Here is a 12,820-nt window from a genome sequence, read left to right on the forward strand (position 1 = left end):
GCTCATGAGCTACGTCCGCATTGTCGTCCAGAGCACCACGTTTTTGTCCACGTTTGTCGCAGGTCGCCTGATGGACCAAGGGGTTGGCTTTGGCCCTCTCTACGCAGTTGCGGGAGTGGCCGGTGTGCTTGCCGCGCTCTTTTTCCGCCAGGTGCGCCCTCTTGCCAGCACGCCCGCTCCCTCCGCAGAGCCGCCGCAGCCGCTCCTGCACTTTTTCCGCGACACGCTGGGCATCTTACGCGAGAACGAGAGCTACCGCTGGTTCGCGCTCTCGGTGATGCTCTATGGCTTTGGTAACCTCATGGCCTGGCCGCTCTACGCGCTCTACCAGGTGGATCAGCTCCACATCCGCCCGACCGAGATCGCGAACCTGACCAATGTTAGCTCGCTCTGTGCGATTGGCGGCTCGCTGTTCTGGGGGCGCTTTATCGACCGGCACGGCCCGGCCAAGACTGTCTTTCGGGGAATCTTGCTCATCGCCTCGATCTCCGTGATCTACTTCTTTGCCCGCTCAGTGAGCCTGCTGTATGTGGCGTCTTTTCTCGCGGGCTTCGGCATGGCAGGCATTGAGCTAAGCTACACGGCCAGTATCTTAAACTACGCAGAGGTCGGGAAGGCGGCTCGCTACCAGGCGCTCCACTCGCTTCTTCTGGGCATCCGTGGTGTCCTCGCACCCCTTGTCGCCCTGCCACTGCGCAATCTCATCGGCTACCAGGGAGTCTTCACTCTGACCTTTGTGCTCATGCTAATCGGAGCCTACCTCCAGTGGCGTGCGGCAAAGACACCAACCCCATCCCGATAGCCACTGGCATCGTCATACAGGCCACGACTGCGGGAGTACTACCGACGCAAATCCCGCACTCCATGCCTGGCTACTTTCGCACAGACGGTGCAGTCTTTAGCGTGGCAAAACTGGCGCAGCTCCTGGTGTAGCCGCTCACGGGCGCGATGAATCCGCGAGCGCACTGTCCCAATAGGCACCTGAAGACGGCTGGCGATGCAGGCATAGTCCAGCCCCTCAAGCTCACAGAGCAGCAAAGGCGCACGAAAATTCTCGGGGAGCTTCTGGAGTGCCTGCTGGAGCTCTTCAGACAGAAGTGGGCTCAGCAACAGATCTTGCGGGTTCAAGCCCCCTGCAATCGGCTCGATGGACTCGGAAAGCGGGACAGCAGGACGGCGCTTAGCGTACCGAGTCTGATCGATGCGGTTCGTGGTGAGAATGCGAAACATCCAGCGGTCAAAGCCATGGCCTTGGTAGGCACTAAAGGACTGAAACGCTTCCAAGAGAGACTCAGAGAGTAGGTCTTCGGCATCCGCAGTGTTGCCGCAGTGGTGGTACGCAAAAGCGTAGAACCGATCCCAGTGCTGAACGGCCAGCGCATCAAACTCCGCCCTCGGATCGCCCTTGTCCAAGAGTAAAGGGGGTACCAGGAATCCCATGCGCTTATTCTAAAAGTGTAGAATGAAGATAGTATTAAATTCCTGGTTTAAACCATTGCCGGGGGCACAAGCCCCCGGCAAAACAGACTACAAAACCTCGGAAGGCAGGGGTTTGCCACGGTGGCACTGCTTGTATTTCTTCCCACTACCACACGGACACGGGTCGTTGGGATCAATCTTCCGAGGCGCGGTAGACTGAGCCGCCTCTGCCGCAGCGGCAAGAAGCGCGTTGACCTCAGGGGCGATCTGATCCACAGGACTCTCGCCCTCCTCCTCGCCGAGCTGCATAGGCATCGCCTCACCGCCGAACTGCTGGAGAAGATTGAAGATGTCTTGTTCTTGGTCGAACTCCGGCATCTCCTGCTGGAGCTGTGCCACAAAGACATTGCGCACCGTATCGCCCACCAGGCCCGCCTGCATCTGAGAGAAGACCTCCATCGCCTCTTTTTTGTAGGCAACCAGCGGGTCCACTTGCGCGTAGCCGCGTAGCCCGATTCCCTCACGCAGATAGTCCATGTTCTGGAGGTGCTGGATCCAGGTCTGATCGATGGTCTGGCGCAGGAGGTGGCGCTCGATCTCGCGCATCAGCTCAGCGCCGACTTCTTCCTCTTTGGCATCATACGACTCATCGGCAAGAGCATGGAGCTTCTCGGAGAGCTCGGCCTTAGTGAGCTCCTTGAGCTCGTCGTAGCTGGCGAAGTTGGCCAGCGGGAACTGCTCGTTGAGCTCGTGGTAGAGCTTCTCTTTATCCCACTCTTCTTGGGAGACTCCCTCAGGACAGTGTAGCTCAACGGCTGTGTCCACGGTCTCATGGAGGTAGCTGACCAGCGTATCGCGCAGCTCGGCCCCCTGTAGGAGCTTGCGGCGCTCGCCGTAGATCACCTCGCGCTGGACATTCATCACATCGTCGTACTCCAGAACATGCTTTCGGGAGTCGAAGTTGTGCTGCTCGACTTTTTTCTGCGCTTTCTCAATCATCTTGGAGAGGATCGGCATGTCTACGGCCTGATCCTCTTCCCATGCCCGTAGCGCCGCAAGCTGGAGGCTGTTGCGCTCTCCAAACGCGCGCCACAAGTAGTCTTCAAGGGACACATGGAACTTGCTGGTTCCCGGATCGCCCTGACGGCCCGAGCGGCCTCGGAGCTGATTGTCAATGCGCCGCGACTCATGGCGCTCGGTTCCGAGGATAAAGAGTCCGCCCCGTGCCCGAACTTCCTCGCGCTCTTTGACCAGATCCAGGTTCTGCTCCTCCGTGAGAGACTGCGTTCCCTCCACTCCACTGGCTGCCTGATCCCTGCCCGTGACCACGTGCGCGATTCCGGCACGTCGCCCGCCACGTCGGTAGGAGTAGTCGCGCTCTGCCTCAGACTTGTTCTCCAGCTCTTTGTAGTGCGAGCCACCCAGCAAGATATCCACCCCACGCCCGGCCATGTTCGTGGCGATTGTCACCGCGCCACGCCGTCCGGCCTCGGCGATAATCAGCGCCTCTTGCTCGTGGTACTTGGCATTGAGAACGTTGTGGGGAATGCCGTACTCCAGCGCCTCACGCAGGGCTTTTAGCTCGTCCTCGCTCTTGAGTGCAAGAATATTGGCAAATGCTGTCACCTGGGCTTCATCGGTCATCTTGATGCCCATTCCCAGCTCTTTGGCCAGGGGCGCCAGCAGCGGCAGGTTGAGATCGTCAATGCGGCGGTTGAGCACGGCGGTAAACTGGGCGTATTTTTCCTCGCCAAGCTCCTTGCGTTTCTCTAGCAACCGTGCCCGCAGAATCGTGATGGCTGAGAGCAGCTCCAGCGCCTGAAACGTCAGGCGCGACGAGACACGCTCGCTCATCTCAATCGAGCGTGTTCCCACCAGAAGCGGCTGCTGGCGACAGTGAATCTGGAGGATCTCGCTGGCAATCCCACGGAGCTTAGCCTCTAGGCTCTTGTAGATCATGTCGGGCAGATCTTTGCGGAGCATGGGCTTATTGGTAGGCACTTGCACCACATCGAGGGCATAGATCTTACGGAACTCGTCCTCTTCGGTCTTAGCCGTCCCCGTCATTCCGGCGAGCTTTGCGTAGAGGCGGAAGTAGTTCTGGATCGTGATGGTCGCGAGGGTCTGCTGCTCGTTCTCGATCTTGATCCCCTCTTTGGCCTCGACGGCTTGGTGAAGCCCATCGGACCAGCGGCGACCAAACATCAAGCGCCCCGTGCTTTCGTCGACGATCACGATCTCGGGCTTGCCTTCTTGGTTGGGCTTTACGACGTAGTCAATGTCTAGCTCAAAGACACCATGCGCTTTGAGAGCTGCGACTGCGTGCTGCATGTACTCTAGGTTTTCCATCGAGGAAATATCCTGGATGTCATGGCCCATCTTGCGCAGAATCTCTTCGACTTTCTCCATACCCCGCTCCGAGAAAGTGGCGTTTTTGGCTTTTTCGTCTACGGTGTAGTCTTTTTCATCCGTGGTCGTGTCGTACTTGTCTTTCTTGGCCTCGCCTTTTTCGAGCTGGGGCATGATACTGGCAAAGACATAGTAGAGGTCGCTGGAGCGCTGGGCAGTCCCCGAGATAATCAGTGGTGTGCGGGCCTCGTCAATTAAGTTGGAGTCGCACTCGTCAATGATGGCAAACCAGTGCCCACGGTGCTGGACGACATGCTCCAGGGTCGGGGCCATGTTGTCGCGGAGATAGTCAAAACCCAGCTCAGCGCTGGTGGCGTAGAGAATGTCGCAAGCATAAGCATCGCGCCTATCGTAGGTCTGGCGGGAGTACTTGAAGCGCTCATCGAGCCCATCCACCGACGGGTCTTCGTAGGTAGGGTCGTAGATAAACGTCCCGCCCCCCTCGCCCGTCTCCGGGGAGTGTCCCTGAAGAATCCCGATCGTCATTCCCAGAGCGGCATAGACCGGCCCCATCCAGACGGCATCACGCTTGACAAGATAGTCGTTGGCGGTGACCAGATGAACCCCTTTGCCCGTGATGGCATTGAGATAGGTCGCCAGTGTCGAGGTGAGAGTCTTGCCCTCGCCGGTACGCAGCTCCGAGATACGGCCATCGTGCTGCACCATCCCCCCGATGAGCTGGACATCAAAGTGTCGCATCCCGAGAGTGCGCCAAGCGGCTTCGCGGCACGCGGCAAATGCCTCGACCAGAATCGAATCCAGTGCTTTATCGTAGGCGGCCCGGAGGACTTTATTATCTGCATACTGGCTCTCATCGCCGACGGAGTCTTTGACGCGCTGGCGGAACTCGTCGGTCTTGGCCTTCAGCTGCTCATCGGTCAGTGCCTTAAACTGCGGCTCGATTGCGTTGATCTTCTCCACGACCTTGCGGTACTTGCGGACATCGCGCTCGTTGTTATCGAAAAATTTTCGTAGAAAATCCATAGTTGTTTTTGTGTTGTCCCAAACAAACCCAGCCTCCCATCCCCTGTATGCCAGGAGATAGAAGGAAAAAATGACATATTGTTCCCCCATCTAAGGGGGGCAGGGGGCATTACCCGCGCGGCGGTGCGCGGGAGCCACCCGACGGGAGCGCGGGAGCGAGGAAGTGCGTTTGTCCCCGTGCCCACACTTGCGGCGCAACCTGAAGCTCGGGCAGGCTCACCGTAACGCGTGTGGGCGTGAGTATCGCAAGGGTGCTCTGCTCCGCTGCCGGTTCGAGGCGCACCACTTTGAGGCGACCACTCTGAGCGGCCGCCTTGATCGCCTGCTCTTCCTCAGTGGTCGCACGACGTGGCGAGACGGAAGCGGGCGCGGGAGCCGTCGCGGTGGACAGATTTGCCTGACGAAGCGCCGCTAGCACCACCGCCGCCGTGCTCGGGGTGAGCAGGAGGGTGGAGAGAACAAACAGGCTCCAAGTCCAGCTAGGCTGACGGTGTACAATGCGGCTCATGAATAATTTCGCTAGCGAATATTGTATCATCTAGGGCATGATCTATGCGACACGCACTGGAGTGGGCATCCATACCGGCCAACCTTGTACTGCGACTCTTGAGGCGCTGCCCCCTGGCTCTGGGATAGTCTTTGATACCCCACAAGGGATCATTCAGGCTCAGGCAGACCGTGTCATCGAAACGCTGCGCTGCACGGTGCTAGGGAGCGGCGAGGCAAGGCTCTCGACCGTGGAGCACTTGCTCTCCGCCTGCGCGGGACGAGGCATACGGGACTTGAAAGTGACCGTAGACGGCCCCGAGCTTCCCATTCTTGATGGAAGCGCAGCAGGCTGGGCTGAAGTATTGCCGCAGAGCCCCCTGCACCTACGAGAGATTCCCGAGCCGCTGATTGTCACTGGCAAGGGTGGCGCGTTTATCGCCTGCTTCCCCGCCGAAAAACTCACGGTGACCTGCGCCATCGCCTTCGAGCACCCCCTTGTCGGTACCCAAGTCGCACGGTGGGAGCCCCCCCCCGCCCCCGCAAGCGGTGGAGCTTATTTGGAGGAGATCGCGCCCGCTCGCACGTTTGGCTTTATCGAGGAAGTCCAGAAGCTCCTGGATGCGGGACTGGCGAAAGGCGGCTCGCTGGACAATGCCGTGATTGTCCACCAAGATCGCTATGAGCCGCCTCTGAGATTTGCGAACGAGCTGGCCCGCCACAAGCTTTTAGACTTACTGGGCGATTTATGGCTCGCCGGTTTTCTGCCAAAAGCGGATATAATCGCCATGAAACCCAGCCACGGGCTAAACTGTCGGCTGGCTTCTCTTCTATCGAGGATTGATTTTGAGTAACGAAATATCTTTGCCCATTGAAGCGGCAATGCTACAGCGCATCTTGCCACACCGCTACCCGTTTTTACTGGTAGATCGGGTGCTGGAGATTGAGCTAGGCAAGCGTATCCTAGCCCGAAAAAACGTCACGGTCAATGAGCCGTACTTTGTCGGGCACTTCCCCGGAATCCCGATTATGCCGGGGGTCTTACAGATCGAGTGCATGGCGCAGGCAGGGGGCGTTTTACTTCTGTTAGAGCCGGGCAACGAGGGCAAGATCGCTCTCTTAACGGGAATTGAGAAGGCACGTTTCCGGAGGAAAGTGGTGCCCGGCGATGTCCTCGAGATTGAAATTGTGGTCATCAAGACGCGTGGCCCGATGGGCTGGATCCACTGTGAAGCCAAAGTGGACGGTAAGATCGCTTCGGAGGCGGATATCTCCTTTGCACTGGCGGAAGGGAACCTTCACGAACTATGAGTACAAGTAAAATTCATGCGACAGCGGTCATTGACCCGAGCGCACAGATCGGCGCGGATGTCGAGATTGGGGCCTACGCGGTCATTGGGCCGGATTGTATTGTCGGGGAGGGCACGATTCTTGGGCCGCACGTGATCCTGGAGCAGTACACCGAGCTCGGTAAGCTTTGTCAGGTGCGCGCCGGAGCGGTGCTGGGTGGCCCGCCCCAGGACAATAAATTTAAGGGTGAGCGCTCTTTTGTGCGTGTCGGAGACCGAACCCAGATCCGCGAGTTTGTGACCATTCATCGCTCCACCGGCGAGGGCGAAGCCACGACGGTCGGGGAGGATGGGCTGATCATGGCCTATGTTCATATCGGGCACAACTGCTCGGTAGGAAATAAAGTGATGCTGTCGTCGTATGCGGGTCTGTCGGGGCATATCTATGTCGAGGATAATGTCGTCATCGGCGGCATTGTGGGAATGCACCAGTTTGTCCGTGTAGGGCGCTACGCGATGGTGGGAGGGTACTCGAAAGTCGTTCAGGATGTCCCGCCGTTTATGCTGGCTGATGGCCGCCCTGCTGATATTCTGGATCTTAATATCCGGGGCCTGCGCCGTGCGGGAATTGATGCCAACACGCGCAACTCTCTGAAGCAGGCGTATAAGCTCCTCTACCGCTCGAATCTAAACCGAACTCAGGCCCTGGAAGCCATTGCCGAGGAACTAGATTCCAATCCGGAGCTAGACTTTCTTGTGCAGTTCATTGAGCGCATGAAAGACGGTACCGCGGGCCGTCAAGAGGACCGTCCCCGAAAGTAGGCGAAAAGCCCATGCGTATCGCCATCACGGCAGCGGAAGCCTCGGGGGATCGGGTCGCGGGTCAGCTTGCCACGGAGCTCAAGCGCCTCTCCCCAGAGTGCGAGATCTATGGCAGTGGCGGGAGCTGGCTGCGTGAGGCGGGCGGTGAGGTTATCGTGGATGCGAGCGCCTTTGGGGTAATCGGGCTTGCAGCGGGTTTAAAGCTCCTCCCCAAGATGCTCGCCGCCCGCCAGCGCCTGCTTGCAGAGCTGAAGAGCCGCCCCCCCGATGTGCTGATCCCCATAGATGCGGGCGCGTTTCACCTGGGAATTGGCCCGATTCAGGGGCTGGTTCCCTGGGCACGCAAGAACCTCCCGAAAACCAAGATCCTCTACTACTTCCCCCCCGGCTCGTGGCACAAGACCCTGCGCTACACGCCCCTAAAAGACCTCGTAGATGCAGTCGCCTCGCCGTTTCCCTGGAACGCTAGCGAGCTCAACCGGCTCGGGGTTCGTGCGGAGCTTGTGGGCCATCCTCTGCTGGATCTCGTGCACCCAAGCCAGTCACTGGAGACTTTTGCGAAGCACTATGGCCTCGACATGGACAAACCACTTGTCGGGCTGGTTCCGGGAAGCCGCACACAGGAGATTGAGACGATCCTGCCGCTCCAGCTCGCGGCGGCGGCGCAGATTGCCCAGCGCATTCCGGGAGTTCAGTTTCTCATTGCCCTCGCGCCGAGCGTCGACCGTGGAAAAGTGGAGGCCGCAATCCAGCACGCGCGGCAGCTCTTGCATGTCGTGAAAGTGGCCGAGAAGCCACCGCGCCAGAACACTCCCCGCGCCATTCTCGCGGAGGGAAACCCAGAGGAGCTTGCACGACGACAGCGGCAGTGGATCGAGCACTCCCAGTCTCCCCGCACTGCCACGCCGCAGTTCCCGCCCATCGCCATTGTCGAGAACGGAACCTACGATGTGCTTGCCGCCGCCGATGCGCTGATCTGTAAGTCTGGCACAACCACGCTTGAGGCCGCGATTCTCGGAAAGCCCATGGTGATTGTCTACAAGCTGAGTCAGGCCAACCTGCTCCAGCTCGCCGTTATTCGCAAGAGCTTGCCCAAGTTTATCGGCATGCCCAACCTCATCGCCGACAAAGAGATCTGCCGTGAGCTCCTCCAAGAAAACGCCACCCCCGAGAAGATCGCCGCAGAGATCGTCGGGCTTTTGCTCGATCCCGATCGCATCGCGCGGATGCGGGGCGACCTTGCGGAGGTACGCGCACAGCTTGGCGAGCCGGGCGGCGCAGAGCGCACGGCCCGGCTCGCCCTCTCCCTAGTGAGCCCGTGAGAGACCGTAGAGCCGGGCTAGGGTGGCGATATCTCGGGAGCTCAGCTGAGAGCTGGGCTTCACCTCAGGAAACATAATGTCTCCGTTGAAGCTACTATGGCTCGGAGCACCCTCATTTCGCCCCACGATCCCCAAAGCATGGCCGAACTCATGCACCGTCGCAGGGGTAATCAAGGATCCTGCAATCCCACCCTTCAGGACGATCCTGGCACTGGCGATAGTGCCATCCACGGCTGCATTGCCCGGTGCCTGGTTAAACGTGACATTGGTAAACCCCAACCCCGTGTCCACAGTACTGACCGTGCTCGAAAAAGTGACCTGAATATCCGCATCGGCTGTACTGCTAGTTTGCTCGAAACGCACCAAGTTGCCGGTTCCGCTTGCCCAGAGGTTTGCGGCGGTTAGTACTTGTGCAGAGCGATCTGTGGCACCATCATTGCCGATAAAGACCTTGAGGGGATTGGTCGTCTTTGTCAGAGGCCAGCGCAAGCTAAGCCCTAGGTCGCTGAAGTAGTCCGGGCTATCTGGCGGAGGATTGCCCCCGCTGGCCCCACAGCCTGTGAGAACCAAAACTGCGATAACACTTAACAAAATAGGGTTTCTCATGCTTGCATTATACAGGTACAATCGACTATGCGTGCAATTTTACTTTCCTGGGAGTATCCCCCTATGCGGGTGGGTGGTATTGCGGCGGCGCTAGAGGGACTAGCTCCAGCACTGGCGCGGGCGGGCATTGAAACCCATGTTGTGACCTGCGGCGACTCAGGAGGAGCGCCTGAAGAGAACCCACTTCCCAATCTGTTTATCCATCGCGTGACTGTCAGTGAGCCATCGGATAACTTTATCCACTGGGTGCACCTCCTCAACGATAGATTAGATGAGCGGGCAGACTCACTCGTTCGAGAGTGGCAGAAAAAAGAAGCTCGGAAGAAAAATAAGACGCCGATCCTGATCCATGTCCACGACTGGCTGGGGCAGTTTGCGGGGATCGCGCTCAAGCACCGCTACAAGCTCCCGATGCTCTCCACAATTCACGCTACCGAGTTCGGGCGCAACGGTGGGATTCGCACCGAGGGGCAGCGCTATATCAATCGCTGTGAGTGGGAGCTCGCCGATGAGTCGTGGCGAGTGATTGTGTGCTCGGACTTCATGCGCGGCGAGGTCGAGTACGCCCTGAATACCCCCTGGGACAAGATGGATGTGCTTCCCAATGGAGTGGAAACACGGGTCTTTGAGGGGCTCGAAGGTGAGGCATGGTGGAGCTTCCGCCGCCGCTTTGCCGCCGACAACGAAAAAATCATCTTCTTTATCGGTCGTCCCGTTCATGAAAAAGGCGCACACGTGCTCGTGCAGTCTCTGCCCCGGGTGCGAGCGCGGGGTGTCAATGCCAAGTTAATCATCTCCGGTGGCGGTGTCCGAGGGCACTTAGAAGCACTCGCGGAGCAGCTTGGGATGTGGCCGCATGTCTACTTCACGGGGCGCGTGAGCGACGAAGACCGTGATAATCTCTACCAAATCGCTGATGTGGCCGTCTTTCCAAGCCTTTATGAGCCGTTTGGGATCGTGGCGCTGGAGGCGATGGCAGCTCACACCCCGGTTGTCGTGAGTGATGCCGGGGGGCTTGCAGAAGTCGTGGAGCACAATGTCACCGGCACCACAACCTACAAGGGTGACCCGGACTCTCTGGCTTGGGGAATCGCCCGTGCGGTACGTGATCCCAGCCACTCTCGCTGGATGGCACAGAACGCCTATGAGCGCGTCGAGAGCATCTTCAACTGGGACGTGATCGCCGCCGATACCCGAGCGGTCTACGAGCGGGTCTGGGCAGAGTACAAAGCAAGTAGCTGGGGAGAAAGCTAGAAGATGCTACTCATTCCCCTAGCCACGCTCCTCGCAACCGTACAGTCTCCCATGAACATTACCACTCTCCAGACCGCCTTGAAAGCGGTCAAGCCTAGTGCCAGCCTAGCCGAGCCGCTCCGTAAGTGGCTCGGAGCCGAGAACCTCAAGCGCGGTGTCCTCAAGACAGATGAGCTTAAGGTCGCGTTTGCTATCGAGCTCGCCGACGGCGAGCCAGAGCCCAAGCTACTCTCAGACGACGGCTCGTGGTCACTTCCTCTTAAGCGCATTGAGGCATCGAACCTCTGGGCCGCGTCCACAACACTGCCTGAGGGCTTTGGGACGCGCTGGAAGTTTGAAGTCGGGGGCAGGCCACGGGGCGGCGGTGAGCTTGAAGTCTACACCAACCCACCCGAGAGCAAGCGCCAGCCAGGCATCCCTGAGGGCAAGCTCACTCAAATGCCAATCTGGAAGAGCAAGATCTACGAGGGAACGGTGCGCAACTGGTGGGTCTATGTCCCCGCCCAGTACGATGCCAGAAAGCCCGCAGCCGTGATGATCTTCCAGGATGGCCACTCCTACAAAGACTTCGTGCCGGTTGTCTTGGACAACATGATCGCCAAAGGCGAGCTGCCAGTCTCCATCGCCATCTTTCTCGCTCCGGGCCACAAGGGCGAGACGCCTCCCGAGAGTGGCTGGAATGGCAATAACCGCTCGGTCGAGTACGACACGGTCTCGAATCGCTACTCTCAGTTCATCGTGGACGAGATCCTGCCGGAAGTGGGCAAGAGCTACTCGCTTCGGCAAGATGCGGCAGGGCGGATGGTAGCGGGCATCTCCAGCGGCGGTATCTGCGCCTTCTCCCTGGCCTGGTTCCGCCCCGACCAGTTCCATAAAGTGCTCTCGTGGGTGGGGAGCTTCACGAATCTCCAAGGCGGCCCGACGGGCGTGGCGGGAGGAAATACCTACCCCGCGATTATCCGAGACCGGCGCGGCTGGGACCAGAGAGGCGAGCCCAAGCCGATTCGCGTCTATCTGCAAGATGGAGCCAACGACCTAGACAACAAGGCGGGAAGCTGGCCGCTTGCCAACCAAGACATGGCAAAAGCGCTCGCCTTCGGCCAGTATGACTTTAAGTTCATCTTTGGCAACGGCTTCCACGGCGACCGCCACGGACGCGCCACCCTCCCCGATGCACTCCGCTGGCTCTGGCGCGATCTTAAAAAACCGTAAAGCTCAGAGCGTCCAGACGCGAATATAGTCAATCTCCATCTGTGCGGGAAACGGGGTGCTGGCATCCGGGAATCCGGGCCAGTTGCCCCCTACCGCAAGGTTTGCCAGAACATACATCGGCTCCTGCGGGACATGCTCGCGGGTGCGATAGCGCTCAACTCCGTCCACGCTCCAAACCAGCACATCGGGCTTCCAGTCTAAGGTAAACGTGTGGAATCCCGCGGAGAAATCGATCCCACGTAGCTGCCCTTGCACATTGATCGTTCCCGCCGTAGTCGCGCGCCAGTGGTTCGTAAAGTAGACACAAGTGAGATCGTGGCCCAGAATCTCGAGAACATCAATCTCGGGAGGCCAAGCCTTACTCGCAGGAAGTAGCCAGAACGCAGGCCAGAGCCCCTTGCCCTTGGGGAACCTCGCGCAAATCTCGAAACGCCCATACTTTTGAGCAAACTTACCGTAGGAGCTCACCATCCCAGACGTGTAGGGCATCTTCCCCCGCATCCGGCGCTGCGCGATAAAAACCAGCTTGCCCCCCTGCAGCTTGTAGCCGTCAGTGGCATAGTACTGCTGCTCATTATTGGAATGTGTCCGTACGCCATCCGGGTACGAATCCAGCCATTTCGATTGATCGAGGCTGATTCCGTCAAACTCATCAGAGAAGCTCAGCTTCTCCGGGACTGCGGGCGGCATCGCCGGTGATGGACTTGCCGTCGGAGCGCTCTGGAGTGGGGGCGGAGAGGGCTTTTCGGGCTTCAGTGTTAGGGCAAGAGCCACCATGCCTGCAAGAACCCCTAGTGCTGTCGCGACCGCCCCGGTGGTCGTTTCGAGCTGGAGCTTCACGCGGGAACCAGCTCAGTTCCGACCAGCTCAATGGTCCCTTTTGAGTGCCCACAGTGAACGGCGACCATAGACTCCCACTGCGCCATCGTCGCCATGGTCACATCATATTGATAAGGCCGCCACTCAGGAGTCAGGTTAACGTCTTGCTTGAAACAATCGGGGAAACCAGGGACATTG

Annotated in this window: 13 protein-coding genes and 1 pseudogene; 7 read left to right on the forward strand and 7 right to left on the reverse strand. The window is 58.9% G+C overall.

Annotated elements, in window-relative coordinates; genetic code table 11:
• Positions 1–802 (forward strand): MFS transporter (locus tag AC1XOS_RS12900; RefSeq protein ID WP_481962630.1); only part of this gene is annotated, 802 nt, incomplete at its 5' end.
• A gap of 38 nt (positions 803–840) precedes the next feature.
• On the opposite strand, the gene AC1XOS_RS12905 is transcribed toward AC1XOS_RS12900, so the two are convergent.
• The 4 genes and pseudogenes from AC1XOS_RS12905 to AC1XOS_RS12920 form a co-directional block, all read right to left on the reverse strand.
• Positions 841–1,440: an RNA polymerase sigma factor gene (locus AC1XOS_RS12905; RefSeq protein ID WP_481962631.1), complete on the reverse strand. Its 600-nt coding sequence runs from the start codon at positions 1,438–1,440 to the stop codon at positions 841–843.
• An 87-nt stretch (positions 1,441–1,527) separates the two neighbouring features.
• Positions 1,528–2,436, reverse strand: coding sequence for an SEC-C metal-binding domain-containing protein (locus tag AC1XOS_RS12910; protein WP_481962642.1), 909 nt, complete (start codon positions 2,434–2,436; stop codon positions 1,528–1,530).
• 62 nt (positions 2,437–2,498) lie between these two features.
• Positions 2,499–4,902, reverse strand: a pseudogene (locus AC1XOS_RS12915) (preprotein translocase subunit SecA); the annotation flags it as partial.
• Between the two features lie 19 nt (positions 4,903–4,921).
• A complete protein-coding gene (locus AC1XOS_RS12920; RefSeq protein WP_481962632.1) occupies positions 4,922–5,320 on the reverse strand; it encodes a hypothetical protein in 399 nt (132 codons plus the stop codon).
• 37 nt (positions 5,321–5,357) lie between these two features.
• Here AC1XOS_RS12920 and lpxC point away from each other — a divergent pair, with 37 nt between their 5' ends.
• The 4 genes from lpxC to AC1XOS_RS12940 are packed head-to-tail and all read left to right on the forward strand — an operon-like array spanning position 5,358 to position 8,731.
• On the forward strand, positions 5,358–6,152 hold the full coding sequence (gene lpxC, locus AC1XOS_RS12925; protein WP_481962633.1) for a UDP-3-O-acyl-N-acetylglucosamine deacetylase: 795 nt from the start codon (positions 5,358–5,360) through the stop codon (positions 6,150–6,152).
• A gap of 10 nt (positions 6,153–6,162) precedes the next feature.
• Positions 6,163–6,609, forward strand: coding sequence for a 3-hydroxyacyl-ACP dehydratase FabZ (fabZ, locus tag AC1XOS_RS12930; protein ID WP_481962634.1), 447 nt, complete (start codon positions 6,163–6,165; stop codon positions 6,607–6,609).
• Complete coding sequence (gene lpxA, locus AC1XOS_RS12935; RefSeq protein ID WP_481962635.1) at positions 6,606–7,409, forward strand: acyl-ACP--UDP-N-acetylglucosamine O-acyltransferase; 804 nt, start codon at positions 6,606–6,608, stop codon at positions 7,407–7,409. Before fabZ ends, lpxA begins: the two co-directional genes overlap by 4 nt.
• Positions 7,410–7,420: 11 nt before the next feature.
• The gene (locus tag AC1XOS_RS12940) at positions 7,421–8,731 is read left to right on the forward strand and encodes a lipid-A-disaccharide synthase (RefSeq protein ID WP_481962636.1); all 1,311 of its coding nucleotides are present in this window, start codon (positions 7,421–7,423) and stop codon (positions 8,729–8,731) included.
• Here the strand turns inward: AC1XOS_RS12940 and AC1XOS_RS12945 are convergent.
• Positions 8,717–9,337 carry a matrixin family metalloprotease gene (locus AC1XOS_RS12945; RefSeq protein ID WP_481962637.1) on the reverse strand — a complete coding sequence of 207 codons (621 nt, stop codon included), beginning with the start codon at positions 9,335–9,337 and terminating at the stop codon, positions 8,717–8,719. The two genes, AC1XOS_RS12940 and AC1XOS_RS12945, sit on opposite strands and share 15 nt — an antisense overlap.
• 27 nt (positions 9,338–9,364) lie before the next feature.
• Here AC1XOS_RS12945 and AC1XOS_RS12950 point away from each other — a divergent pair, with 27 nt between their 5' ends.
• Both AC1XOS_RS12950 and AC1XOS_RS12955 read left to right on the forward strand, forming a co-directional pair.
• Positions 9,365–10,591, forward strand: coding sequence for a glycosyltransferase family 4 protein (locus AC1XOS_RS12950; RefSeq protein WP_481962638.1), 1,227 nt, complete (start codon positions 9,365–9,367; stop codon positions 10,589–10,591).
• A gap of 3 nt (positions 10,592–10,594) precedes the next feature.
• Entirely contained in the window at positions 10,595–11,803 is a 1,209-nt protein-coding gene (locus AC1XOS_RS12955) for an alpha/beta hydrolase (RefSeq protein ID WP_481962639.1), read from the forward strand.
• A gap of 3 nt (positions 11,804–11,806) precedes the next feature.
• On the opposite strand, the gene AC1XOS_RS12960 is transcribed toward AC1XOS_RS12955, so the two are convergent.
• Both AC1XOS_RS12960 and AC1XOS_RS12965 read right to left on the reverse strand, forming a co-directional pair.
• Entirely contained in the window at positions 11,807–12,643 is an 837-nt protein-coding gene (locus tag AC1XOS_RS12960; protein WP_481962640.1) for a glycoside hydrolase family 16 protein, read from the reverse strand.
• The coding region (locus AC1XOS_RS12965; protein WP_481962641.1) for a hypothetical protein at positions 12,640–12,820 on the reverse strand (181 nt) is incomplete at its 5' end. The genes AC1XOS_RS12965 and AC1XOS_RS12960, both read right to left, overlap by 4 nt.

This window comes from Armatimonas sp., assembly GCF_964826245.1.